Source organism: Methanobacterium formicicum DSM 3637 (assembly GCF_000302455.1).
Lineage (GTDB): Archaea > Methanobacteriota > Methanobacteria > Methanobacteriales > Methanobacteriaceae > Methanobacterium > Methanobacterium formicicum_A.
Genome location: NZ_AMPO01000001.1, coordinates 257,600 through 284,395, shown reverse-complemented (window position 1 = coordinate 284,395; position 26,796 = coordinate 257,600). Strand labels below are relative to the sequence as shown.

24 protein-coding genes and 1 tRNA gene are annotated in these 26,796 nt (G+C 40.0%); 14 read left to right on the top strand and 11 right to left on the bottom strand.

Annotation, left to right across the window (positions count from 1 at the left end; genetic code table 11):
* Positions 1-4: 4 nt before the first annotated feature.
* Positions 5-991 carry a DNA glycosylase gene (locus tag A994_RS01420; RefSeq protein ID WP_100222218.1) on the bottom strand — a complete coding sequence of 329 codons (987 nt, stop codon included), beginning with the start codon at positions 989-991 and terminating at the stop codon, positions 5-7.
* 241 nt (positions 992-1,232) lie between these two features.
* Positions 1,233-1,868: a GIN domain-containing protein gene (locus A994_RS01415; RefSeq protein WP_004029472.1), complete on the bottom strand. Its 636-nt coding sequence runs from the start codon at positions 1,866-1,868 to the stop codon at positions 1,233-1,235.
* A 280-nt stretch (positions 1,869-2,148) separates the two neighbouring features.
* On the opposite strand from A994_RS01415, the gene A994_RS01410 reads away from it, so the two are divergent.
* A complete protein-coding gene (locus tag A994_RS01410) occupies positions 2,149-2,967 on the top strand; it encodes a class I SAM-dependent methyltransferase (RefSeq protein ID WP_004029471.1) in 819 nt (272 codons plus the stop codon).
* Between the two features lie 139 nt (positions 2,968-3,106).
* On the opposite strand, the gene A994_RS01405 is transcribed toward A994_RS01410, so the two are convergent.
* Positions 3,107-4,384, bottom strand: coding sequence for an alpha/beta hydrolase (locus A994_RS01405; protein WP_004029470.1), 1,278 nt, complete (start codon positions 4,382-4,384; stop codon positions 3,107-3,109).
* Positions 4,385-4,731: 347 nt separating this feature from the next.
* Between A994_RS01405 and A994_RS01400 the strand changes: the two genes are divergently transcribed.
* Entirely contained in the window at positions 4,732-5,388 is a 657-nt protein-coding gene (locus tag A994_RS01400; RefSeq protein ID WP_004029469.1) for a DUF998 domain-containing protein, read from the top strand.
* A gap of 60 nt (positions 5,389-5,448) precedes the next feature.
* Positions 5,449-6,750, top strand: a complete 1,302-nt coding sequence (locus tag A994_RS01395; protein WP_004029468.1) for an acetyl-CoA hydrolase/transferase family protein — start codon at positions 5,449-5,451, stop codon at positions 6,748-6,750.
* A 177-nt stretch (positions 6,751-6,927) separates the two neighbouring features.
* On the opposite strand, the gene A994_RS01390 is transcribed toward A994_RS01395, so the two are convergent.
* From A994_RS01390 to A994_RS01380, 3 genes are all read right to left on the bottom strand, one after another.
* On the bottom strand, positions 6,928-7,626 hold the full coding sequence (locus tag A994_RS01390; RefSeq protein WP_004029467.1) for a GAP family protein: 699 nt from the start codon (positions 7,624-7,626) through the stop codon (positions 6,928-6,930).
* Positions 7,627-7,831: 205 nt separating this feature from the next.
* Positions 7,832-8,797: a hypothetical protein gene (locus tag A994_RS01385; protein ID WP_004029466.1), complete on the bottom strand. Its 966-nt coding sequence runs from the start codon at positions 8,795-8,797 to the stop codon at positions 7,832-7,834.
* 375 nt (positions 8,798-9,172) lie between these two features.
* Complete coding sequence (locus A994_RS01380; protein WP_048203992.1) at positions 9,173-10,867, bottom strand: NAD-dependent malic enzyme; 1,695 nt, start codon at positions 10,865-10,867, stop codon at positions 9,173-9,175.
* A 337-nt stretch (positions 10,868-11,204) separates the two neighbouring features.
* Between A994_RS01380 and A994_RS01370 the strand changes: the two genes are divergently transcribed.
* Both A994_RS01370 and A994_RS01365 read left to right on the top strand, forming a co-directional pair.
* Positions 11,205-11,534, top strand: a complete 330-nt coding sequence (locus tag A994_RS01370) for a rhodanese-like domain-containing protein (RefSeq protein WP_004029462.1) — start codon at positions 11,205-11,207, stop codon at positions 11,532-11,534.
* Positions 11,535-11,545: 11 nt separating this feature from the next.
* Positions 11,546-12,391, top strand: a complete 846-nt coding sequence (locus tag A994_RS01365; RefSeq protein ID WP_004029461.1) for a pirin family protein — start codon at positions 11,546-11,548, stop codon at positions 12,389-12,391.
* 583 nt (positions 12,392-12,974) lie between these two features.
* On the opposite strand, the gene A994_RS01360 is transcribed toward A994_RS01365, so the two are convergent.
* The 3 genes from A994_RS01360 to hisF form a co-directional block, all read right to left on the bottom strand.
* The gene (locus A994_RS01360; protein WP_004029460.1) at positions 12,975-14,981 is read right to left on the bottom strand and encodes a beta strand repeat-containing protein; all 2,007 of its coding nucleotides are present in this window, start codon (positions 14,979-14,981) and stop codon (positions 12,975-12,977) included.
* Between the two features lie 855 nt (positions 14,982-15,836).
* Positions 15,837-16,328 (bottom strand): hypothetical protein, encoded by a 492-nt coding sequence (locus A994_RS01355; protein WP_004029459.1) that lies wholly within the window; start codon positions 16,326-16,328, stop codon positions 15,837-15,839.
* Positions 16,329-16,423: 95 nt separating this feature from the next.
* Positions 16,424-17,248 (bottom strand): imidazole glycerol phosphate synthase subunit HisF, encoded by an 825-nt coding sequence (gene hisF, locus A994_RS01350; RefSeq protein ID WP_004029458.1) that lies wholly within the window; start codon positions 17,246-17,248, stop codon positions 16,424-16,426.
* Positions 17,249-17,503: 255 nt separating this feature from the next.
* On the opposite strand from hisF, the gene A994_RS01345 reads away from it, so the two are divergent.
* Both A994_RS01345 and A994_RS01340 read left to right on the top strand, forming a co-directional pair.
* Positions 17,504-18,205: a DUF4013 domain-containing protein gene (locus A994_RS01345; protein ID WP_004029457.1), complete on the top strand. Its 702-nt coding sequence runs from the start codon at positions 17,504-17,506 to the stop codon at positions 18,203-18,205.
* A gap of 225 nt (positions 18,206-18,430) precedes the next feature.
* Positions 18,431-19,702 carry a threonine/serine exporter family protein gene (locus A994_RS01340; RefSeq protein WP_004029456.1) on the top strand — a complete coding sequence of 424 codons (1,272 nt, stop codon included), beginning with the start codon at positions 18,431-18,433 and terminating at the stop codon, positions 19,700-19,702.
* A 90-nt stretch (positions 19,703-19,792) separates the two neighbouring features.
* On the opposite strand, the gene A994_RS13210 is transcribed toward A994_RS01340, so the two are convergent.
* Positions 19,793-20,044, bottom strand: coding sequence for a hypothetical protein (locus tag A994_RS13210; protein WP_157787243.1), 252 nt, complete (start codon positions 20,042-20,044; stop codon positions 19,793-19,795).
* 42 nt (positions 20,045-20,086) lie between these two features.
* Here A994_RS13210 and A994_RS01335 point away from each other — a divergent pair, with 42 nt between their 5' ends.
* The 7 genes from A994_RS01335 (at position 20,087) to A994_RS01305 (ending at position 25,996) form a co-directional block, all read left to right on the top strand.
* Positions 20,087-21,748, top strand: a complete 1,662-nt coding sequence (locus tag A994_RS01335; RefSeq protein WP_004029455.1) for an ABC1 kinase family protein — start codon at positions 20,087-20,089, stop codon at positions 21,746-21,748.
* Between the two features lie 210 nt (positions 21,749-21,958).
* Positions 21,959-22,732, top strand: coding sequence for a DUF4013 domain-containing protein (locus tag A994_RS01330; protein WP_004029454.1), 774 nt, complete (start codon positions 21,959-21,961; stop codon positions 22,730-22,732).
* A gap of 134 nt (positions 22,733-22,866) precedes the next feature.
* A complete protein-coding gene (locus tag A994_RS01325) occupies positions 22,867-23,493 on the top strand; it encodes a flavin reductase family protein (protein ID WP_004029453.1) in 627 nt (208 codons plus the stop codon).
* Between the two features lie 38 nt (positions 23,494-23,531).
* Positions 23,532-24,149: an FmdE family protein gene (locus A994_RS01320; protein ID WP_004029452.1), complete on the top strand. Its 618-nt coding sequence runs from the start codon at positions 23,532-23,534 to the stop codon at positions 24,147-24,149.
* 170 nt (positions 24,150-24,319) lie between these two features.
* Positions 24,320-25,003 (top strand): DUF4013 domain-containing protein, encoded by a 684-nt coding sequence (locus A994_RS01315; protein ID WP_004029451.1) that lies wholly within the window; start codon positions 24,320-24,322, stop codon positions 25,001-25,003.
* 171 nt (positions 25,004-25,174) lie between these two features.
* A complete protein-coding gene (locus A994_RS01310) occupies positions 25,175-25,783 on the top strand; it encodes a TMEM175 family protein (RefSeq protein WP_004029450.1) in 609 nt (202 codons plus the stop codon).
* Between the two features lie 137 nt (positions 25,784-25,920).
* Positions 25,921-25,996, top strand: a tRNA-Arg gene (locus A994_RS01305).
* A gap of 189 nt (positions 25,997-26,185) precedes the next feature.
* On the opposite strand, the gene A994_RS01300 is transcribed toward A994_RS01305, so the two are convergent.
* A complete protein-coding gene (locus A994_RS01300) occupies positions 26,186-26,635 on the bottom strand; it encodes a carboxymuconolactone decarboxylase family protein (RefSeq protein WP_004029449.1) in 450 nt (149 codons plus the stop codon).
* Between the last annotated feature and the right edge of the window lie 161 nt (positions 26,636-26,796).

Here is a 26,796-nt window from a genome sequence, read left to right as displayed (position 1 = left end):
TCAGTCACTTTTTCCGCAATGATTCTAAAAGTCCAGATTTACGGGCGTAGTGGAATAAATACAGCTGAACATAACCTGCCCAGTCACCGTAACGTTCCATTCCAAATACTCTGACTTCCTGAGGTTTAAGTTCTTCACCAGGGAAGTATAGGTGTTCAACAATCCTTTTAATCCACACATCCACTGGGAAAGCTTCTCCCATTTTAAACCCATAGAGCAAGATGCAGTCTGCTACCTTGGGTCCCACACCAGGGAGCTGGAGGATAGTGTCAAATGCTTCGTCATACCTCATTCTGGCTACCTTCTGGATGCCAATCTCAGACTGGATCATCCTCGCAGCATTGATAATGTACTTGGCCCGGTAACCAACTCCACAGGCCTGAAGATTGTTTTCGAAAATGAAATCTTCAGGTAATTCATCTTCACAGCGTTGCATTTCCTCTAAATCATGTTCAGGTACGTTACCCAGCACATTCGGGACTGGGAATGAGTAAAAATCACCAGAGTCAAAATGGTACTGGTCACCCCATTTCCTTTTAATATCATTCACCGAACGTGTCCAGCGTAATATGGAACAATTCGCGGATGATATGGATGATATGATACATTCAAATGGGTTATGGGCATTGAAAAGCCGTAATCCCTGGCAAAATTCTATGGTAGGTGTCAGTTTGGGATCTTCACTTAAAAACTGGTAGAACTGGTTCAGATCATGGTCTAGACTGAATATCTCCCGAACAGAGTTTTTAATACCTTTTTCTGATACTTTTTCAGTAGATTCAGCAATTATTTCCAGGTTACTATCTGTATCAGCATCATCATGTTTGATATTAACCAGACAGGGAGCACCTTCAACCTGTATCAGTTCCTGGAAATAGGAATTACTCTCTTTCCATGGTGGTTGGCTGGTCTGACCACTATTAATGGTAAGGGATAGGTTAAGGGGTCCTTTGATTTTCTGGTTTTTGATGTTAAATTGAGTTATCATCATTATTTGATTGTTAGGGTGATTGTAAAAAACTTATCCAAAAAAGTTATCAAAAAAGATCCGATGTTAAGTTTTCCACTGGGGATTGGTATTTAATTATCCATAAGATTCGGTTAAAACTAGGTTTTTAAAAAATTATTTAAAAAAATAAAAAAAAGGTGAGGAATAAAACCCACTCCCATAACATGCAATAACTGGTTAAATCAGAACTGGTTTAAGGCATTTATATGGGGTAATGGTTTTATTAGCCGCTTTTAACGGAACCTAATCCATTCACCTGCTGGGTTACCTGAGGACTACCAGTGTAGGTTATTGAACCCCCACCATTTACCACCGCATTCAAGGTGGTAACCACATTAACGCTGGCTTTACCTTCTCCGTTAATGGTCACTGTAGCACTTTGACTCTGCAGGTCACTGGCAGCTATATTACCCCCTCCATTGACAGTGGCAATCAGGTTGTTTGCTTTACCCGCCAGGGTCATTTTACCGTTATCCAGTGTCACGGTGAGTTTATCAGTGTTTAGGCCGGTCACCTCAGAATTACCTCCACCATTGGTGGTGAGAATATTCAAATTTTTTAGGGTAACGTAGAATTTCACAGCCCCGTTACTTCCACTGTTCAGGTTGCTAATGGATAAAGAATTCCCAGACACAGTGGTGGATATTTTAGACAGAAGACTACTGTCTGCTTCCACCCGGTACGATTCATTATCTCCCTGCTGGATAATTAACGTTCCAGGACCGTTTAAAATAACGCTGGTAACCCCACTAACATCTGGGGTCTGATTTCCAGTTGAACTCTGCTGGGTACATCCTGAGGCAGCTACAACAATACACAACAATACACCAAGTACAACAGTATAAGACATTTTTCCCATAAATTAACCTCCACGTATTAATAGGTGGGTTATAACTAAATAATTTTTTGAAAATAGAATGTGGAATCTACCGATACACAGACATTAAATCGCATTAACTGGGATATTTTTCCTCATTAAACAGAAATATCAATCATAAATAATCCGAATGGAATAAAAACCCATTTACCTTTGATGGAAATTATAAAAATGAAAAATATTGGGATGGAAAATATTTTAGGTACTGCTACTTTATATGAAATACATAAAGATGGGATGATTAAGAGGGGGAATATCAAAAATGAGTTTACTCCAAGAACAGTACTCCGATTCAAAGAATTTCATGGCCAGGGTGGAATTAACCCGGAGATTTAAAACCAACCCTTATTCCTGGATTTTGTGGATATTTGACCAGATCCAGTTTCCAGACAAAGCAAGGGTACTTGAAATTGGGTGTGGTAATGGACTTTTATGGAAAGCAAATTCAAACCGAATACCAGAAGATGCCCATATTATTTTATCGGATTTTTCTAAAGGAATGCTCTCTGATGCACGTATGGTTTTAGGTGATGAAGCAAACCTTTTTGAATATCAGGTACTGGATGCCCAGGAGATTCCCTACCCTGATAATTCTCTGGACATTGTAATTGCCAATTTAATGTTATACCACATCCCAGACCGGAGAAAAGCCATATCTGAAATAAGCAGGGTTCTTAAAAGTGATGGTGCACTTTATGCCACCACATTTGGACTTGAAAACACTAAAGAAATAAGTGAACTGGTATCTGCCTATGATGATGAGATATATTACTCTTTAGTACCGTTGGCACGTGCTTTTGGCCTGGAAAATGGGGAAAAACAGTTAAGTGAATCCTTTGACCAGGTCCAGTTAATTAAATATCAGGATGGTCTGGAAGTAACTGAAGCCGGACCTTTGGTGGATTATATTCTTTCCTTTGGAAAGGTTAACCAGGCACTTAATGGTCAGAATCGGAAAAATTTCGAGGATTACATTGAGGGCATAATAGAAAAGGAAGGAATGATTAAAATCACCAAAGACAATGGTATTTTTGTAGCTAAACATCCGATTCGTAGCTATCCTGCCAAAAATAGGGTATAGTGTATCTGGTTTATTTAACCAATTTTTTCTAAACCTCCCTTTTTCTAAAGTTTTTATTAAAAATTTTTTTCCATTTAAAACTGCACTCTAATAACTTATTTTGGACTTAATAACTTTTTTTCAGATGTAAAATTGGTTATTAACCCTCTGTTAACCAATTAATGATAGTTTCAATTACTTCCTCACTAACATGACCCTCAACTCCATACTCGGTGGGAGTTGATTTACCTTCTCCTTCAATGAAAAGATGGTTTAAACCGGGGAATAGCTGGCAGGTAACATCTTCTCTGGATTCAAGTTCTTCTTTCCACATTTTGAAGTCTATTGTGGGTGAAACCTGATAATCACGCCCTCCCTGCAGGATCAACAGGGGCATTTCCAGGTTTTTAATGATTTTGTCAGTGGGATGGTTGCGCAGATCCAGGAAATAGGATGCTGACATCCCTAATGGCAGTTCTTTTGATGGAACATCTATGGACAGCTCGGGGTCCTTTGCCCGGGCAACTTTAACCTTTAAAGATTCCAGTGTATCCTTCTGTGCTTTGGTCATCTCACCAGCCAGACTGTAAAGGTAGGTGAACTGTTCCAGAATGGTATCCTCCAGAGGGCGGATAATTCCTGCCATTATAACTAATCCTGCCAGATCAGGGTCTTCCTGGCCGATACGTGGGGCAACCGATGCACCTAAACTGTGGCCCAGTAGATAAACCCGTTTTGGATCGATTTCTGGGGTCTGGCGCAGTAACTCGGCTGCCAAGAGAGCATCATCAATAACTTCTTCCTGCACAGTCAGCTGAGACAACAGTTCTGGTGTAAACTCTGAAGCATGCTGGAGGGTTCGTTTATCATACCTCAAGACTGCAATGTCTTTTGAAGCCAGGCCCCAGGCAATATCTCTGAATATTTTATTGGGCCCCAGAGTTTCGTCCCGATCATTGGGACCAGAACCATGCACTAGCACCACACCTGGAAATGGCCCAGGACCAGTGGGGATGGTGATAGTTCCGGGTAAAGACCATTTACCCTTGCCAACAGTCACTTCAACCTCTCTAAAGGCGGAATCATCCACGTAATCTGGTGGATGGTACTCGGTTTGGGAGGGTATTATGCTTAATCCGCTCACACGGCCTTTGCTGTTGAACACAACCTGTACATCGATGGTGGCCCGTTCAAACTGGCACCTTACACTTACGATCTGGTGTCCCTCCAGTTCCGCGGTTTGCAAAACTCCAGTCTGGATCAGATCACCTGCAGGTATGGTTAAACGTTGCCAGGACTTTTTTAACTCGGGTAAGGGAATGGCAGTTTTCATTTGGTTATCAAACTGGCTGGCAGCCATTTCATAGTTACCCTGTAGCATCTGGGACACGAATCTCTCTGCCAGTGCCCTAAAATTATCCAAATTTAAAGAACTCATATAATCTCCTCTTTTAAATGTAAGTGATGTCCATTTGCGATTGATGTAATATAAGGCTGTTCAAATTAATAGCATTGGTATCCTTTTCAGTAATGTATATTTTGCAAATTTATATTATTATCATTTGATTGGAAAGCTACTTTTTAACTATTTTTTAGAAATTTTATTGGATATTATATAATTTCAAGATATTTCAGTAATTACAATACCTTATCTTGGCAGTTGAAGAGGGTATAATAACTTATTTATAATAATGGGAAATATAGGAAATGTTAAAAACCGGAAATATAATAAATTTACATACCTACAAGTCTAAAAGGGAAACTCGAAGTAAGGGGGACAAAACAATGTCTTATAAAGAGGAGTTATCAACTGAAAACCAGATTAAGGGAAATAGACCATCCGCCACACATGTCACTCTAGCGGGTATTTGCATTTTTATAGCTGCCATGGTGGTTTTAATGGGCATTATAACTGGAGAAATTTTTTACCCTCCAGAACTCACCTACACCACGGCCCAGAGCATGATCAGTGATTTAGGGTCTACAGTGCCCCCTAACAGTATCATAACCCAACCCTCGGCAACCATATTCAATTTTGCGATGATAATAGCCGGAATTCTGATTCTAATTGGCAATTACTTTCTTTTTAAAGCTTACCGCGATAAAATAGGGGGGATACTGGTGGGATTGTTGGGATTAGGAGCCCTCGGTGTGGGGGTATTCCCGGGGAATATGACTCCCATGCACCCCATATTCTCGTTGATGACCTTCAGCTGTGGGGGTTTGTCAGCTATTTACTCCTACAGATTAATCAAATCACCACTCAAATACATATCACTCCTGTTGGGAATCCTCTCCCTATTTTTCCTCTTCACATACAACATGTTCATACCAGTGCTCGGTGGAGGGGGAGTGGAAAGATGGGTGGCTTACCCGGTTATCCTGTGGCTGCTGGGATTCGGAGGATACCTGATGGGAAGAGGATCGGAAGATAACTCTTAAAATTAGTTATTAAGCCACAATATATATTTAAAAATCTAAAAAAGGGGATAAAGGGTTTAAATGTATAAAAAAGAATACAGGGCAAAATTAACTATTCCAGAAGAAGCAGTCAAATTAATCAGAAAAGGGGACATGTTGGTTCACGGGCTAACCATGGCTGAACCACCAGCCCTTCTGGAGGCAGTGGCCCAACGTCTAAGAGAGGGGGACCTTGAAAAAATTAAAATGTTCTCTGTGCTCCCAATGGATAGTGTCTGCTCCACCATCCTTGCACCGGACCTGATGGACTGTGTGGAGGCCTACAGTGGATTCGTGGATTCTGGTACCAGGGGTCTGGTGAGTACAGGACTTAACTACTACGTTCCCAACCACCTCCACCAGATCCCCCGGCTCCTGGAAGAGTTCATTGGAGTGGATGTGTGTATAACCACGGTTTCACCCATGGACGATGCCGGTTACTTCTCCTTTGGAACTGCCAACGACTTCACCTCCACTGCTGCCCGGGCTGCAAGGGTATTGATTGTGGAAGTGAACCAGAACATGTCTCGTGTATTCGGAGATTCCCTTATACATATTTCAGAGGTTGATGCAGTGGTTGAAAACCATCAGCCAATTCCTGACTTCCCCTGTGGGTTTAAACAGCCTGAGGCAGATATCATTGGTAAAAAAATATCTGAACTGGTCCCAGATGGTGCCACCATCCAGATGGGTATTGGTGTACTGCCCAATGCAGTGGCTGAGCAGTTGGAAAACCATAACGACCTGGGAATCCACACTGAAGTATTTGGGCCAGGGATGGTCCACCTCATAAAAAAGGGAGTAGTAACTGGTGAAAAGAAAACCCTCCACCCCCGCAAACATGTTTTCACCGTGGCTCAGGGTGACCAGGAAATGCTGGAGTTCATGGACCAGAACCCGGCCATGGAAAGCTACCCCTGCTCCTATGTAAACAACCCCGGTGTGATAGCTAAAAACGACAGTATGATATCCATAAACTCCCTAATTCAGGTAGATCTCCTGGGGCAGTGTAATGCGGAATACCTGGCAGGTCATCAGTACAGTGGGACCGGGGGACAGCTTGATTTTGTTCGGGGTGCATTCGACTCCAAAGGAGGGAAATCAATACTGGCATTTTACTCCACTGCCAAAAATGGTGCTATATCACGCGTGGTGGACCGTTTAGATCCTGGGGCAATGGTTACAACACCCAGGATGGACACTCATTACCTGGTAACCGAGTATGGGGTTGCTAATCTTAAGGGTAAATCCACCAGAGAAAGGGCACAGGAAATAATAAACATAGCTCATCCTAAGTTCCGTGAAGAACTCTATAGGAAAGCTGAGGATATGTATTTAATATAACCGGGATCATTAATTGGATAATTAAGGTGAGAGTTAACCGGAGTAATTAAAAATTGGTATTCAAAAGGGGTATTTGAAAAAATTAATGAAATTCAAAAATAGAACAGGTATTGTATTTTTTAACCCGAGTTATCTTTTTATCAGCTATTTATTGTTTTGTGTACTTATTTTTCCCAGTCAGGCAATTCCTAGCTTCCCCAATCCACTGTAAACCACGAAAAACCCAATTGCAATACAGAAAATCCCAGTCACCAGGTTACCATGGTTGGAAATCCAATCATTAACTGGACTCAGAATTTTATGGGCCTTATCTGGCAGGAGAATGAAGAATAATAATGGTATTTCTATTATTACAAGGGTGATCAGAATTAAAATGAGAACTGATGTTGTATCATTGGTTAAACCTGCATTGGCTACTCCGATGGCACGTCCTGCCGCCAGGACAAATATAGCTGTGCTGAAATTCATTAAAAATGCTATAATTCCAATGGAAAAGTACTTGGTGAACTGGCGCAATACACCGGTTTTGGGATCTACCTGCAGACGATTTAAAATGTTCTTATTTTTTCCCTGGTCCTTACTTACTATATTTCTAAATCCAAGGAGAAAGAGCACTGCGCCCAGGAAAATATCTATAGCAGCCATGGTGGTAGGGTCGGCATGACCAGAAACACTTAATTTTTGACCTAAAAAGATTCCAATTACCACTGTTACCAGGAGCACCACAATTGCACCCATGTAGAATGATAAACCAGCTAATCTTGGTTTTTTAGTCATGGACATTATAACTAAGAAAATGGACAGGGTCACTGGGCTCACTGCTGCGGCCCAGGAAAGTGGTATGGTTATTGCTAAAAGACTCGCCAGATCAGACATGTTATTAACTCCTGATGGTAAGTTTCAGGTGACATTCAATCAAATAACTTGCTAATTATTTAATTTAATCATCTAATTATATGAACCCAATTATTAATGAAATTATGTCCTGGAATTTATTTTAGGAGTCATGTCCTGGAATTTTTATTGGGAGTTATGTCTTGGATTTTATGTCCAGTAGTATGTCCTGAAAAATCATGTATGATTACAGGAATGGTTCGTTATCCAGATCAAGCTCACAATCACTGAATTTCAACTGTTTTTTCTTCACCCATACAAAGCCATGGTCTGGGGTGATAACTGCCACGTCAATTGGCCCCCCTACACCAGGCATGTCCCCGGGGTCGGCGTTGATACCATCACTGAAGCGTTGGATGGCGCTGGTGGTCTGAATCATCAGTGTGGCGAAGTCAATTGCGTCCTGCAGGGTCATGGTTCCCCACTGGATTGCATATTCCAGTCCTCTTAGCTGGTTCTGTATTTCCTGTTCACTCCGGGCCTGCATGGCCTCCTTTACAAAGTCCACATTCTGGATTCTACCATCAAATCCCAGAACGATCCGTGCAGCCACGTCTCCCTGACCAAGCCATGAACTTCCATATTCCATTCCTGGTTTTTTACTATCCCGGAGTTTCTGTACTGGTCCTGGTATGGACACACTGTAAACCTGGTGGGTTCCGTCGGGGTTGTAACCTGCCACCAGTATCTCAATGGGGTCTGCCCGTGCCACACCGTTTTCAATGGTTCCCTGGGGGGTTCTGAAGCTGAACTTCAATAACTGGTCTTCCATTTTCATCTCCAGTACAGTGCATCCCTTGGAATTCAAGTCATTCTGGATGTTGGTTTTTATCTGTCCTAACTGGTCTTTCCACTGGTATTTGTCGCTGAAGAGGTGGTGTAGCTTCCGGGCCACATCCTTAACCTCCATATTTTTAACCTTGGAGGATCTGCGGAATTCTTCGATGTACTGGCTTACGTTCTTCTGCACCCCTCCATCTGGGAGGAAGGCCAGGCCAGTTATTCCCACACCTACTCTTCGGTTGATTTGAAAGAGTTTAATGGCGTTTTCACTACCAATCCGGGCCATGCCCTTCATATTACGATAGCTCTGTCTGCTGTCTCCTGCTAAGACTATTCCTTCCGGTGTGGTTGTGTTTATGACCAGTGACATGTTTTAACCTTCATTTTCCATGAATAATTCTACGATTTTCTCGACTAATGCTAAGATTTTTCATGAACATTTTTCTAGGATTTACCTCAAACCATAAATTTTTAAGTAAACCATAAATTTCTAGGCTTTATTATGATTGTGGGGGTTAATATGCATAGTGTAAATAACTGCATATGGACTTTATGTTAAGATGAGTTTCATTAGTAAAAATACACGAGAATTACTTAAGGTAGCCGATGGGTTCAATTACTAAGGTAGCCGATGGGTTCAATTACTTAAGGTAGCCGATGAGTTCATCAGAAAAATTCATGAAAATTACTAAGGTAGCCTGGAATATTCATATTATTGTTAAAAAATTAGTTATACGGATTTTTTTTATTTGGCAGGTATATTTAAAGGCTGGTAAGGCATGTAGACTGGTTCCCAGATATTAGATTCCACTAGATTCTCCACATTTTGATCGGGCCTGTTTAGGGCTACTCCCTCCAGGATAGCCTGCCTGGCCACTGCCACCCCGATATTTTTACTCACTTCCTGTAACTGGGATATCTCTGGGAGAAGTCTGGTTTTATCAGTGGTAGAATTAGCCAGTTCCAGGGTGGCAGCATCCATCATCCCGGCGCTTACCCTTTCGGCCTGGCAGCTGATTATACCCAGGCCCAGTCCAGGGAATATCAGGGCGTTATTACACTGTGACACTGGGTAAAATTTCCCCTGAAACTCCACATCACTAAAAGGGCTTCCAGTTGCCACCAGGGCACGCCCCTGTGTCCAGTGAATAATATCATCAGGTGTGGCTTCAGCCAGAGTCAATGGATTGGATAAGGGGAATATTATGGGTCTTTCCACATGGGCAGCCATGGTATTTACAACTTCACGGTTGAAAGCCCCATGCACCGTGCTGGTGCCAATAAGGATGGTGGGATGTATGTTACGCACCACATCCAGAAGCCTTGTGGGGTCATCTGCACGGTCCCACTCATCTGTTTCAGATGAACTGCGAGCGTATGGTGCTTTAAAGTAATCAATATTTTCCCGATTACTGGTTACCAGTCCCTGACGGTCCATAAGATAGAAACGACTGTAGGCTTTCTGGTGGTTGAGACCTTCCTTGATCATCTGCTCCCAGATCTGATCAGCGATACCACAACCTGCAGTTCCTGCCCCGTAGACAAGCACCCGATGATGAGATAAAGGGGTCCCGGTTATTTTCAAAGCATTTAAAAGAGCGGCCATGGCAACGGCCCCGGTACCCTGTATATCATCATTGAAGGTGCACATGCTATCCTGGTAACGGTCAAGGTGACATCTGGCATTTTTCTTACCGAAATCCTCCCACTGAAGAAAAACCTGGGGGAACTTCTCCTTTATGGCGTTGATCACTGTTTCCACGAACTGGTGATATTCTGCACTGCTGATGCGGTGATGACGCCAGCCCAGGTAGAATGGATCTTCCAGTAACTGAGGGTTATTGGTGCCCACATCGATCATAATGGGCAGCATCCTCCGGGGATTGATACCGGCACATAGAGTGTAAACCACCAGTTTAGCCACGGAAATACCAATTCCATTGGCCCCCTGGTCACCAATTCCCAGTATCTGCTCAGAATCAGTTAAAACAATCAGATTAATGTCATTTGCATCCCAGTGATCAAGAATTTCATTGATATGATCCCTTTCTGGATAAGAAAGATAAATTCCACGCGGTTTACGGAATTCATCACTGTAATGCTGGATTGCCAGGCCTGCAGTGGGTGTGTAAATGATGGGCATCATTTCCTGGATATGTTCCCGGATAAGGCGGAAGAAAAGAGTTTCATTGGTATGGTAAAGGTTGTTTAGAAAGATATTTTTCTGTAGGTCATCTGCCTGGAGAGAGTACTGTTGATAGGCCCTCTGAAGCTGTTCATCCAGAGTTTCCACAGAATGAGGTAAGAGTCCGATAAGATTGAATAATTGACGTTCTTTAGTACTAAAAGCAGTTCCTTTATTTAAATGTGAAGATTGGAGGAGTTGACTTCCTCTAAGATCAGTTTTAATGTATTTAGTCCCTTCTTTTTCGACAGTAATCGCTATGGATTTAAACTGTAACCCCCCATTATTTGGGAACTACGGGATATTAAATTGTCCCCCTGGTATGGAATATAATTATCCTTTCAACCCGTATATATACTTTACTGATGCAAAAGGGCGAATTTTTGTCACATTCTCAATTTTGGACATGAATGATGTCATAATCTGGGCAATTAAAATTATGGAGAGGATATCATCTGATCTAATCCATATAGTTAAGCCGGGGGAGGTGTTTTCTTTTTAGCATACCCTTTCTTTCCATCTGTTGATAACTTTTGGAGGGCCACAGAAAATAAGAAAGGTAATTAAAACAATAATAAATGTGGTGATAGAAATGGGAAAATTCATTACCATATCTCCTGAAAGTGCACTTGATTTAATGGAAAAAGAACCAGAGATTGCTATACTGGATATCCGGCCTGAGGAGGATTTTATAAAGGAACACATTCCCGGGGCAGTGAACTTGGATTACGATGGTCACCACTTCCAGAGTAAAGTGGAAAATCTGGATAAAACGCGTCCCTACATTATTTACTGCAAGAGCGGTGTTAGGGGTGGTTATTTCATGGCAAAAATGCTGGAATCTGGATTTGTTGGGGCTTATAACATCTTGGGCGGATTCGTTGCCTGGAAGATAAGTAAATTGCCCCTGACCAGTGATTAGGAGATATAAATATGTCGATAAGAAATGTAACAGAGATTGTTGAACCAGTCTATGTAATGGAAGGAGCTGGTGTTCGCCTTAGAAGAACCATTGCCACGGATTATCTGGATTACCTGGATCCTTTCCTGTTATTCGATCATTTCGGTTCTCGTGATCCCCAGGATTATCTGGCTGGCTTTCCCCTGCACCCCCACCGGGGTATTGAAACTGTTACTTACATGTTAAGTGGTAATGTGAATCATAAAGACAGCATGGGGAACTCTGGAACAATTGGAGCATGTGATGTGCAGTGGATGACCTCTGGTAGTGGTATACTCCACGAAGAAATGCCTCAGGAGCCAGAAGAGGGTAAACTGGAAGGATTTCAATTATGGGTAAATCTCCCTGCTAAATTGAAAATGACTCATCCGCGTTATCAGGAAGTAAAAGCATCCCAGATACCAGAAATAACACTATTCGAAGGTGTACAGGTTAAAATCATCGCTGGAGAGCTAAACGGGGTTAAAGGGCCAGTAACTGAAATCTTTGCAGACCCGGAATACCTGGATGTTTCGCTGGAAGCAAGAAGTTCTTTTGAGCATAATCTCCCACAGTGGCACACGGTTTTTGCCTACGTGTTTGAGGGTGAAGGGGTCTTTGATGAAGAAGGAACACTGGTATCTGCCACTAATTTGGTGATTTTTGGTGATGGGGAGTCAATTAAAGTTCACACGGAAAACAAACCATTAAGATTTCTTTTAATATCTGGTAAACCCTTAAATGAGCCCATAGCTCGTTATGGTCCCTTTGTGATGAACACACCTGAAGAGATTGAGGATGCTCTGAGAGACCTTCAAAAAGGAACATTCGTCAAATAACTATATTAATTTCGTTGAGAATCAATTATACTACCAGTATAATCGATTTAATTTTTATTTAATTGATAATTTGGTTCGGTTATCTAATTAATTAACAAAAAACCTTTTTCTAAGTAAACAAAAACCTATCTAATCAACGATGGCCCGGCCATGTTAGGTTTGAATTTTGTTGTAGTTTAAGTCAAAAGTAGAAATGTGTTCAAGAATTTTGATATCACTATATAAAGCGACCTATCAGAAAGAACGATGTTTTATTAAATTCGTTATTTTGTTTAAATAAGTTTTATAATTGCTTTTTATTCAATAATTTGCTTAAAAATTTCTTGGATAACAAACTAATAATTTAAATAAAAATTTAAAATTATTCAAATCTGCAACGGTTTTTGGTCTTGAGCTGTTCCAATCTTCAGGGTTGGATTAATTCTATTTCCACACCATCTGGACCCTCTAGAAATGCAATTTAGGACCTTCAGATGCACCAAATGGGCCATTTGATGGTTTTCAAGTATTTTCATTCGTTACAATATTTTATTGGTAAACAAAACAGAATGATCAATATATTAAAAAAATTATTAAGAGATGTTTATCTCTTTTTTTCCAGTATTAATCCGCTTATAATTAGCAAAATGGCCATTACTATGTAATTTATGGGTGTTCCTGTATTTTCCATTCCTACTGTGGTGGTGGCTGCGTTTACCTGTGATGTGGATGTTGTTTCAGGTGTGGCTGCGTTAATGGTGATTGGTGTTATACCTAGATTATATGTATTTGAGGTTATGGATGCTGTGAATTGGAAGTTTCCGAGTCCGGCATAGAGATTGATTATATCATTTATTTGGATGGTGGTTGTCACAGTTTGATTATCTACCATTGCGTTTACTGTACCGTTTCCGGCTGTTGTTCCGGTAAATATTGTTGTAGCATTTGAACCATTATTTATGGTGCCGTTTAGAATTGATAAGTTTCCTAGTGTGCTGGTGAATGAAACATTAACATCAGGAACGGCATTTCCATAAACAGTCCATGTATCTTCATAATCTGTTCCATTGTAATTATATCTTAAATTAGCTCCTACAGTGCTGTTTTCGCCAGTTAAGATTAAATTGTTAGTATTATTTATGTTAAGTACAATCCAGGGAGTAGCAGTTACATTTTCATTTACTCTTCCCGCATCAAACGGATTAGTTCCCTGGAAGTTGGTTCCCCACCAGTTGTTAGTAGCATTAATACCATTTACTGTACTATAAACATCATAACTTCCAGTATTGTTAAAAATACGGTTAAAATTAATTAAAGTGTCAGAACTTGTAGTATAAACCGCACTACCCATATCTGCCTGGTTATTGATTAGTGTAGAACCAGTAACTGTCAAATTACCATAATTATGGTTGATTCCACCACCATTGGTTGCAATGTTACTGCTTATTGTAGAATTAGTTACAGTACAATTACCTGCATTGAAGATTCCACCACCAAATTGTGCACTATTATTATTTATAATAGAATTAGTTATTGTACAAGCACTATTTGCATAGTTTAAGATTCCACCGCCCAAAGTAAGCATATTTGGATTAGATACTGTGTTATCGCTTATAGTGGAATTAGTAACCTCACATGTGCCTGCATTGAAGATTCCACCACCATTATTATCTGCAATATTATTGTTTATAGTGGAATTAATCACTGCACAAAGGCCCTGATTGTAGATTCCGCCGCCATTATTACTGTTTATTGTGGAATTAGTCACCGTACAAGTACCAACATTATTGTAGATTCCCCCACCACCAGTAAGGGCAGTATTATCATTTATACTAGAATTAGTTACAGTAAAATTACTATTTTGATAATTGTAGATTCCTCCACCAGCATGTGATGCAATGTTGTTGTTTATTGTGGAATTAGTAACAATACAATCACCCTGATAGTTACAAATTCCACCGCCGTAATAATCCACAATATTATTACTTATATCGGAATTAGCAACCTCAAAAGTGCCAAAATTGTAGATTCCACCACCAAGATAAGCTGCGGTGTTATTGTTTATACTGGAATTAATTACGGTACAAACACCACCCCAATTGTAGATTCCTCCACCATGTGTTGCATTGTTATTGATTATAGTACAATTAGTTACTGTTAAATTACCCTTATTACAGATTCCTCCACCACCATCTACTGCTTTTCCATTTGTTAATGTTAAATTCTGGAGAGTGACGTTCACACCACTTGCAATAATAAATATCTGTGCTGTATCTGTTCCATTTATAATTGTGTTCGATTGGCTCTGCCCGTTAATGATTATACTTTTGTTAATTGAAATTCCAGTATTATTTGCTCCAGTGTATACTCCATTTGCAATATTTACTGTTCCATTAGAATCCACTACTTCAACTGCGTTTTTAATGCTTAATTTAGGTCCACTACTGCCGTTCCAGGCTATATTTTGCCCATCCCATGAGTCATTTCCACAGGATCCATTGACATAAATAGCATCTGGACTTGCTGATACAACTTGAAGACAGGAAGATGCGATAAAAAATAAACTAAATAGAATAATTGATATTAATATACCATTTTTCCAAGCATTCATACAAACCCCATTTGAACTTAAAAAGATATTTGGTCTAGAAATATTAAAATCCCCTTTATTAAACATATGATTATGGCAATTCATTGACCTTCATTATATTTATTGTTATTGCTTACCATAGGAAATATTGTGTGGTAAAAAAAATTCATATTATGAGTATAACTTTGTAATAATACTTTTTCGTGGATTTGGAGGGATCATTGTGTGCCATAATCTATTCTAAAGAATGGGGAAAGGTGATTTTTATTCCAATTTGACAATGGCCTGTCTTGAGGGTTCCATCCATAGTCAAATACAGATATTAGTTTATTTTGGCCCAAAATCACTACTATATTCATGATTGCACCTTCAACGAACTGAATTATGGATTCTCAGTTTATTACCATTGCTAAATGATGTCATGGGGGTTTAAAAAAATATTTTCTAATTTAGTATCCTATCAAAAGCTCTCTGTCATGGTCCCTTTGTGATGGAACACACCTGAATAGATTGAAAATACCCTGAAAGACCTTTAATAAGGAATATTTGTTAAATTATTACATTAATTTCTCTTAGAATCAATTTCTATACCAGTATACTTATATTTAATTTCCATTTATTGATAATAAGGATTATAATAAGGACTATGTACTAAATAAGGGGTTTTAAGTTATATTGGGCTATCTGGATATCTAAATAATAATATGGGCTAGGTTATCTAATTAATTAACAAAAAACCTTTCTAATTAAAAACAAAAAACTCTTTAATTCAACGATAGCCCTGCCATGTTAGGTTTGAATATTGTTGTAATTTAGTCAAAAGTAGAAATGTTTTCAAGAATTTTGATATCACTATATAGAGCGACCTATCAAAAATCAGGAATTTTGCTCTGCATCAAGTTTTTGACTAATGTGTCCATATATTTCCTTGGTCACTCCAACATTGCTAATAAAATCATTGGAATACCTGATATCTCCCCTTCGTGGGTTGTCCTGTCTCATGACGTACATGCAGATGGCGGTTACGATCATGAGTGGGTCGGTTTTACGGCCCTTACCTCCACGGTAGAGTTTACGGAAATCTGCTTTGCAAATGATCTCCCGGGCCCGGTCCTTCTGACCACCACCCACTGGCATCATAACCTCGTCTCCTTCCTCACGTTTGGTTAGGACCATAGTGGGACTGTGACCAGTCATCATAAAGTTACTGGCCACCACACTGAGCATAGCCAGTTTCTCCTGCAGACGGAAATCTTCCTCGGGAGTTTTCTCACTGTGGGACTTGTACCTGTTGTATTTTTTAATCTTCCTTTCCATTCTGCCGACCTTGGCATTATCGTCCAGGAAGATGTGTTTTCGTTTTTTCAAATTCCTCGCCTGAAATTTATGTGATTATGTTAATTGTTAAATGGTTGTCTGGTCAAACGTTGATCTACTGAAAGATAAGTTTTGTAGAGAACTTTTCAGAGTCGAACAGCAACACCCTTCTCCTTCAAGAACTCCTTCACCACAGGCACAGGGTACTCATCAAAGTGGAAGATGCTGGCAGCAAGTGCTGCATCTGCTTTGCCCAGGGTGAGTACTTCATAAATATCCTCTGGATTACCTCCACCACCGGAGGCAATTATGGGAATATCCAGCATTTGGCTCATTGTCTGGTTGAGGGGTATGTCGTAACCGTCCTTGGTACCGTCCCGGTCCATACTGGTGAGGAGGATTTCTCCGGCTCCCCGTTCCTGGCACTCCATGGCCCATTTAACTGCGTCTATGCCTGTGAATTCCCTTCCGCCGTAGATACTGCAGTCGTACCAGCAGTAACCCTGGGGTGTTTCAATTATAATGTGTTCATCACTTTCTTTAGGGTCTTCAATGTAGCGTCTTTTGGCATCAATACCAATGACACAGGCCTGACTACCCACTACCTTGGATGCTTCGTTGATGAGATCCGGGTTGTGAATGGCTGCGGTGTTGGTTGAACACTTATCTGCACCGGCCTTGAGCATGTTCACATAGTCCTGTGGCTTCCTTATACCACCACCCACACAGATGGGAACGAACACATTCTCGGTGGTTGCATTAATAACATCGGCCATGGTCTCCCTGCGTTCATGAGAGGCGGTTATGTCCAGGAACACGATTTCATCGGCACCATCCTGGTAATATTTGGTGGCCAGTTCCACGGGTTCTCCTGCATACCGGATCTGTTTAAATTCCACTCCTTTAACCACGCGGCCATGGGGGACGTTGAGGTCGCAGTCCAGGCAGGGTATAATTCTTTTGGCAAGCATAAGTTATCTCCAATTAATTGATGATTTTATTATTTTTTGATAATTTCAAAAAAATTTAGGATGAATATCAATTATTTTCTTTAACTATATTAAGTAAATTTCAGAAGATAAGTAAATTTTCTGAAAGTCCGGTGGTAACAGTTATTTTTCTGAAAGCCAGATGGTAACAATTATAAGTTAATAAGTTTGACTAACTTTTAGTTATATTATTAATTTAGATGGGAGTAGTTTATTTAAAAAGGGGAGTATTAGAAAATGAATGTTAGTGAAATGGTTGCAGATTCCTTGAAATTTCCTTTTTCCAATGTGAAACGACTTTTAACACTGGGCATACTGATGGCCACCAGTATTTTAATAATACCTGCAATACTGGCTTATGGGTATAATTTACGTATAATTGAATATTCATTCAAAGATTCTAATGAATTACCACCATTTAATGAGTGGTTAAACATGTTCGTGGATGGTTTGAAGTACGTAGTTGTAATACTAATTTACAGGGGTATTCCTGCTATTATTGTGGGTATTATATCGGCTATTATAATCATGTCCATTGCCTTCAGTGGACAGGTGACCAGTTTTAATGCATTTATAACCACTTCTTTCCAGATATTTTTTGTGGTGGGTTTTATCATAATGGTGTTCCCTTACATCCTCAGCTTTATTGCTTTGCCCCACATAGTTAAAAAGGACAAATTAGAAGCTTCAGTTAAATTTAAGGATATTTTTGGTATAATCAAAAATATTGGATGGGTTAACTATATTATTGCTGTTGTGGTACTCACCGCATTTTCCGCAGTGGTATCTGCACTCAGTGCCATTCCCCAGCTAATGAATATGGGAATGATAACTGTTTATGCAGTTGCTGCGGTGGTAGGATTTTTCATTGGTTCTTATGTATCCGCTTTCAGCGGCCGATTCCTGGCTCTCATCTATAATGAGGGCATTGAAGAGTAGAATAATTTTGATGAAAATAATTTTGAGGTGAATTTACTTCAAAATTATTCACAATTAAATTTACAATCAATAATTATTCACGAATAATTACCAGTTCACAAATTTATATCAGAAGAAAAGATTGATTGTTTAAATTCCCAAAGTTAATCCCTTTACAAAAATACAGTATGTGTAAAGACAGGGATAGATTGGGAGTTTGGATGACGAAATGGTTCCGGGGATAAAATGTATCCTGGAGGTAACTTGGGGAATATAAACCCTACCAACATATCAGATGGAGGAGACTTGCCTCCAAATCTACTGGAATTTTTAACAGAACTAGCCCGGGCCATGACTGCGGCAGGCATTGCAGTCATGACAATAGAAGCTATTTTAAAGAACATATGCCGGGCATATGGGGTTAAAGCCCAGGAAGTAATTGACTTTCCCACCTTCGTACTCATCAAGATCAGTGATGGGAATTCAAAAGCCCTGGCAGTGACCGGGCAAAAACCAGGCCTCCTACCACTGGACCAGGTCTCACGTTTATACGAGTTAATCTACCAGGCAGAAAATGCAGAAATAACTCCAGAACAGGGAATTAATCGTATAAATGAAATAATCAACGTTAAGCGCCAGCACAAATACATAAGGCACATCCTTGGATATGCACTCTATTCTACTGGGCTGGGGATGCTGCTTTTACCCACAACCAATGAGTTACTATTCTGTGGGGCTTTAGGTGCTATAGTGGGCTTGATTGTGGGATACTCTGAAGATAAACCCAGACTAAACCTTATTTTACCAGTTTTAGTGGCATTTCTGGTGTCTATGATCTTCTTTTTCGGGGTGAAGCAGGGAATGGTAAAGGGATCCCTCACCATCCTGGTCCCAGCACTTTCCTATTTCATCCCGGGAGCAGTTCTGGCCACTGGAATGTACGAACTGGCAGCCAACAACGTCATATCCGGTTCCAGCCGCCTGGTTCAGGGAGTGGTTATTCTCTTACTCCTCCTCTTCGGAGTTTTAATAGGCCTGCAGGTGGTTGGACTCTCTGCAGGAGCGTATATGGTGGCATATCTAGCCACTCCCCTTGGCTGGTGGGCTCCCTATATTGGGATCCTGGTTTTCACTCTGGGCATGTACCTCTTAATGTCCATACGAAACCGTGACATGCTGGGAGTTTTAATGGTGTTATTTGCAACGTTTGGCGGACTTCAGATAGGCAATTACCTTTTAGGCGGGTTATTCGGTGCATTTTTAGGCTCGGCTGTCATGACCATGGTGGGAACATACCTGGAACGATCAAAGATTAAAACACCATACTACGTATCAATAATACCTGCATTCTGGATATTAGTACCAGGATCCTTGGGATTCATCAGCCTGGCCACCCTGGCTGGACAGAACTATTCGGCATCCATTACTAACCTGATCATGGTGGTACTAACCTTTGTGGCCATATCCATGGGTTTAGTCATAGGTGCGGTAATTGCTGATCCATTAAAAATAGAATAATCAGATATGTGACCCTACGCACACCGAAGGATTGGATAGTATATGAGGCTGTGACGATAGAGTTTTTTAAAAAGGGGATGATAAAATTTATCATACTGAGAAGCCCCTTATACTTGAGAAGCCCCTTATACTTGAGAAGCCCCTTATACTTGAGAAGCCCCTTATACTTGAGAAGCCCCTTATACTTGAGAAGCCCCTTATACTTGAGAAGCCCCTTATACTTGAGAAGCCCCTTATACTTGAGAAGCCCCTTATACTTGAGAAGCCCCTTATACTTGAGAAGCCCCTTATACTTGAGAAGCCCCTTATACTTGAGAAGTTCCCTGAAAATTTTATGTACAAATTAGATGTCCCTTATTGAATTATTTAGTTAAGGTGTTGATGATGAAACCATTTTCCCGTAAAAAAGTAGACTACCAGCGTTTAAAAGAGATAATCCAGTTACTGGTCAAATACGAGTTTGATAACCTGGTAGGTTCGCTGGAATTGAAGGGATCCCGCTGGGGAGACCTGTTATACAGATATGATTCTGATGCGGATCTGGATGCCACAGCTCCCGAACGTTTAAGAATGGTCTTCGAGGAACTGGGGCCCACATTCATAAAACTGGGGCAGATGATGAGCACCCGACCAGATCTGGTTGGGCAAAACATGGCTGATGAGTTCACCAAACTCCAGGATGACACTTTGCCTTTTGATTTTGACACAGTGAAGATGATTGTGGAAGGTGAACTGGGCAAACCATTAAACGAAGCTTTCGGGACCTTTGAAGAGGAACAACTGGCAGCCGCATCCATAGGCCAGGTACACCGTGCAACTCTCCCTGATGGAACCATGGTGGCTATTAAAGTGCAGAGACCAGGTATTCAGGATACTGTAGCCAAAGATCTCATTATAATGCACCACCTAGCTGATTTAATCCATAAAAGAATCCCCAGTTTAAAAATTTTCAATGTCCCTGAAATTGTGGATGAATTTGAAAAATCAATCCACAAGGAGATGGACTACGAACTGGAAGCCAGAAACACCCAGAACTTCCAGGCCAACTTTGCAGAGAATACTGGTATCCATGCGCCCCATGTTTTCACTGAATATTCCACCTCTCTGATTTTAACCATGGAATTCATCCAGGGAACCAAAATGAGCCAGGTGATGGAGAACCCAGAAGGGTTCGATAATAAAATCATTGCCGAAAGAGTGGCCAAATCCTACTTCCAGCAGATACTCATGGATGGATTCTTCCATGCAGACCCACATCCTGGTAATTTATATGTTCTGGAGGATAACGTGGTCTGTTACATTGACTTTGGGATGATGGGCCATATTGACCAGGAGTTCATGGAGAACCTGGGGGAGCTATTCATCCAGGTGATTGAATACAAGGTGGATGCAGTTATCAACCAGCTGATCTACATGGATATAATAGATGATTCAGTGGATAGAACAATTCTAAAAAGGGATATAATGGATATACTGGACCGTTTCTATGGTGCCAGTCTTAAGGATATTCATCTGGGACATATCCTGAGTGAACTGGCTATTCCCCTGATAACCAAGTACCAGGCACGGGTCCCACCAGAATTCACCCTTATTGCCAGGTCAGTGTCCCTGATTGAGGAGGTGGCCTATTCTCTAGACGAGGAATTCGATGCAACCAGCCAGTTCAAGCCAATGGTTAAAAAACTCCTCCTGAAAAAATTCAACCCTAAAAACATGGCAGATCTGTTCAAGGATAACATGTTCGAACTGGAACACCTAATTAAGAACATGCCCCGTAACCTCAACCGGCTGGTGGCTAAGGTTGAAAACGGAGAGATAAAGGTACGCTACTCTGAGGAACTGGCAGAAGACATTGAAAGAACCAGTAACAAACTGGTGGTGGCCATAATCATCGCGGCCTTACTCATTGGTTCATCTTGGATTATCCAGATAAACAAGGGCCCTATGATCTGGGACATGCCTCTTCTAGGTTTTCTGGGATTTGCAGCCAGTGGAGTGCTGGGTGTGGGCCTCATAATTTATATTCTGCGTTACAGGAAGATTTAGATATATGGAGTTTATAATTTCAGCCGGTGCTATAATAAACCCTATTTCATTTTTTAAGGGCTGTTTAATCTTTATTTAAACAAAAAGCATCAGTTGTATTACTTTTAATGTGGCTAATAACATTTATATCATGTGAGAACCAACTGGAAAACGTTAATAAACTAATTAATTGATTTAGTATTTGCATGAATCATGGGGAGCTGATTAGGAATGGACATGGGTCAAATTATTGGAGATTCTTTTAAATATCCAGTTTCTAACTGGAAACGCTTGTTGATTTTAGGGGTAATAGTTTTAATAACCCAGATTTTAATGGAAATTATAATTGGATATGGTCGTGTTTCCGGCTTGCTATATTTCCTCTTAATTCCTGCTTTAATAGCTGCTTTCCTGACCATGGGATATCAGCTCAGGACAATAGCTAAATCCATAATTGGGGAAAATGAACCCCCTGAGTTTAATGATTGGACTAAAATGTTCCTGGATGGACTTAGAGTTTTCATTATGAGTATTGCTTATGGAATAATTCCCACCATTGTTTTAATTGTTGGATTCATTATGCTACTTACAGGATCCTATGGTATAGGTGTGATTATTCTTATAGTGAGTGCATTACTTTTCATCATCTTGGGGATAATATCAGTAATGGCCCTTTCTAACATGGCTTACTATAATGAAATAGGGGCAGCATTTAAATTCGGTGAAATCAAGGAGAGAATAGAAAGTATTGGCTGGTTAGAATACATAGTGATGTTGATTTTACTGGCAATTCTTTACATCATACTGTTAGTGGTGGCATCAGTAGTAACTATAATACCATACGCAGGTCTGGTTTTAGCAAGCCTCATCATTTATCCATTCATCTACTTGTTCCTGTACAGAGCAATCGGATTAATCTTTAAAGAAACACTGGAAGATGAAGGAGAATCGATTCAAAATGAAATTAAAGATCTCCCTGAAACAGAAGAAACCAACTTAGATTAAAAAATATAAGAATTAAAAAGTTAGTAGGGTGTATGAAGATTTTCGATTAACTCCGCCTATAGTAATACTATATGTCACACCTATATGATACATTTATATGGGTGTTCTTCCTATTTTTTTAGCGGTGAACCAATATGCAGCTAAAAAACTTCAAAAGAGAATCCATAATACCCCTGCCAGTGACCTTCATTTCAACCCTCAGTCCAGAAGGGGTGCGCAATGTGGCCCCGTATTCCTGTCTTATGCCTATTCTACGTCCGTTTGACCTGATATGTGTAGCCACTGCTGGGGTGATGAGGGATACCTTTGATAACATGAAGGCCCGGGAGGAATTTGTCATCAGCCTCCCTGGAATGGATCTGGCAGGTAGTGTAATGCCAACCGCTAAATTCGTGCCTCCAGAGGTGAATGAATACGAACTTGCAGGGTTAGAAGAAAAACCCAGCCAGGAGATTGAAACACCGGGAGTTGACGGATGTTACGCCTGGATGGAATGCAAACTCCATAAAATCGTGACTGAAGAATATGATAATTTCCCCTATGCACTGGTTGTGGGGAAAGTGGTACATTTGGAAGTACGCGATGATATTTACAACCGTGAAAATGGTTCATGGGATGTAGAAAAGGCCCAGCCATTGATGATGACTGAATCCAATCAGGGAATGCACTTCTGCACTGTAAAGGATATGGACTGGTTCGAACCATACGGGGCAATGTTCCCCAATGGTAAGGATCCTCTCTCAGGAATGTACGAAGATTAATTAACCTTACCTATCCAATCTTTTTCAGGAGTGAAAATATGGAAGATGACAAAAATTGTGAAATAATTCCCTTTTCTGAAGTAACCAAATTTCATGGGCATTCCTGTCCTGGAACTGCTATAGGCTACCGTGCAGCTGAAATAGCCATCTGTGAATTATCTTCCCGGGCAGAAGATGAAGAACTGGTGGCTATCGTTGAAAATGACAGCTGCAGTGTGGATGCCATTCAGGTGGTAACTGGCTGCACCATGGGAAAGGGTAACCTCATATTCAAGGACCACGGTAAACAGGTATACACTTTCCTTAACCGTAAAACAGGAAAAGCAATGCGCATATCACTGAAAAACAACATCGATGAATTTGACCCTGAGTTTTCAAAGGCCCGTGAGAAGGCATTTTCTCCTTCAGCCACTCAAACAGAGAAGGATGAATTTCAGAAAGCCAAGGATGCATTCACTGAAAAGATTCTATCAGATATTCCAGCCCAGGACCTGTTCAAGGTGGAAAGTGTTGAAGTAGAGTTCCCAGAAGAAGCAAGGATATTCAAATCCATCTACTGTGCCAAGTGTGGGGAACCAGTAGCTGAACACCGGGCCCGGGTTGAAAATGGTGAAATGGTCTGCTTGCCCTGTTTCAATGAATATTCCCGGACATAAATTCTTTCTTTTTTTTATTATCTTAAGTCCCACTTAGATAAGTGATAAACCTTCATTTTTTAACCTAACGATTCTATAATATTTTTCCCAAATAATCCCATTTCAATAAATTTATAAGTAATAGTAATAATTAATTAATGAAATCAAATTTATTGATGGGGAGTTTGGTCATGAATTTTAGTCAGGTTTTTAAAGATTCCGTAAGTTTTCCTTTTACAGATATTAAGAAGTTTTTAAAAGTTTTTCTCCTTTATTTGGGGGTTTTCCTGATAATTCCAGGTTTAATGGCACTGGGTTATTCTTTGAGAATAATTCAAAGCACCATTGCTGGATCAAATGAACTACCTGATTTTGATGAATATGCGCAGTTAATATCCGATGGTTTGAACTATGTGGGGGCAAGTATAATATATAGAATCCCAGTTTATGCCATTATTTTTCTTTTAATTTTCTCAGGCAACCCAAATTTTGCCACCAACCTATTTTCTTTATCTGTTTTAACTGTTATTGTGGGGTTCATCATTGATATCGTGTTTTTACTGGCCCTTGCTAACATGGCAATCGAAGAGAAGTTTCGCGCAGCTTTTGATTTTAAGAAAATATTTGCTATGATAAAAAAAATTGGATGGGGAAACTACCTCTTTTACCTGGTAGTTTACACTATAATAGTGCAGGTCCTGACAACAGTCGTTACTTCTGCCAATCCCTACCTAACTACAATGATAGGTACTATTGGTGGATTAGCACTGTACATTCTGATTTATTTCCTGTTTAACACGTTCATGATCCTTTTCGGTGGACGTTTCAGGGGATTAATTTACAAGAAAGGAATTGAAAATCAAGATAATGCATAATTAAATATTCTCAGGTGGGGAGTGAGTTAGTGATGTTAATGTCAGTATCTCTGTGTTGTACTGTTTAAATTATCAAATACAACTAAAAAAATATCGGAAACTATTTAAACTGACTCATATTACATTAAATAAGTTTATATTTTTTTATTAAGGGAATATTAGGAGATTAACATGGAATCTGAAAATTCAGGTATATTTATGGACACGAAGCGTCTTGAAACACTTGTAGATGGAATATTTGCCATTGCTATGACTTTACTGGTTCTGGCTTTGGCTGTTCCCGATATCACCGGCCCATTATCTAATGCTGCAGTTCAAAATTCTCTTTATAGTCTTATACCCAGTTTTTATACTTTAGTCATGAGCTTCATTCTTCTGGCTCTATTTTGGAGTAATCATCATCGTGCTTTTCATAAAATAGATGAAATGAACACACCTTTATTATGGATAAATGTGATATGGTTATTATTCATAGTACTGGTCCCATTTTCTGCTTCTTTAACTGGGAAATACGGAGAATTTCCCATTTCTCACATTATTTTCAATTTAAACATGCTGGGGATTGCACTCTTCCTGGGTTTAAACTGGTACTATGCCACTAAGAAAAATTTTATTGATGAAAAAGTTTCTCTTAGAGATATAACCATCACTATAAGGACCAACGTTCTGTTTATAGTTATCTCGCTCCTGGCACTATCTCTCAGCTTTGTACTTCCCCGATGGAGTGCTTTAGTGTATTTACTGATCTTCCCATTGGAATATTGGATCGGTAAAATGTGAAGTTTAGATAAAATGAGTTGGTTGATTGATGTGAGTGCCTTCATAAGAAGCAACAAAGTTTATATGGAGTTGTATTCAAAAAGAATGACACCAAGTTAAAGTCATTTTTTTAATTCAAACTTTTTTTAAAAAGTTATGGGCCTGTAGTCTAGCCTGGAATATGACGTGGGACTTCGGATCCCAAGGTCGGGGGTTCAAATCCCCCCAGGTCCGCTAATTTTCATATAGGTTATTATCAATCCTTTCTTTAGAACCAATACTCTCTTTAGAAGGCTGTGGATTAATTTCCTTACAATTCCTGTTTTTTGTATCAGTTCAACCTTTTTCTAAAGGGCGGGTTAATACCCCGTCCCTTTATTCTTTTAGAATCCCTTTTATTTGAAACCCTAGCTATTTTGGAATTTATTCGACGAACTTTCTTTCGAGAATACTGTTCAGGTAACCATCAGGTTTTCTCTGAATTTTAGATCCTTCAGGTTTAGACTCATCACCCATTTCTTCATGCTTATTTTCATCACGGGTAGGTGGTTTGAAAACTAATTTTTTCCCGGTTTCATCATCATCTAAAAGGGCATAGGCAGTGTTAAACCCGGAACCCATACGCACCAGGCCAGCAACAGCAGCAGCTTCCATAATTTCTTTCTGGGTTGCCCCAGTTTTAAGGGCCTGTTTTTTATGTGCACGTGTGCATGGTTCACATTTCACCGCAACAGCGCATGCCAGAGCAATGAGACTTTTTTCCTTGAGAGTAAGAGCACCATCCTTTAATATTTCCGAAGCCAGTTTTTTGAAGGCATCATCCACCTCTTCACCAAGGGCCTCGGTAAACCGGTTGGGAGTTTTCTGTTCCATATTTTTGTTCTCTCCTGAAGTTTTTCGTTTTCCTATTCATCCTGTTATCTTATTTCACACTAATTATCATTTTTAGATCTTTCTTTCTAAGTGATGATGATTAAATAGGTTTATATTTGCTATTTAGATAAATTTTTAACCCTCGACAACTTATACAGTTT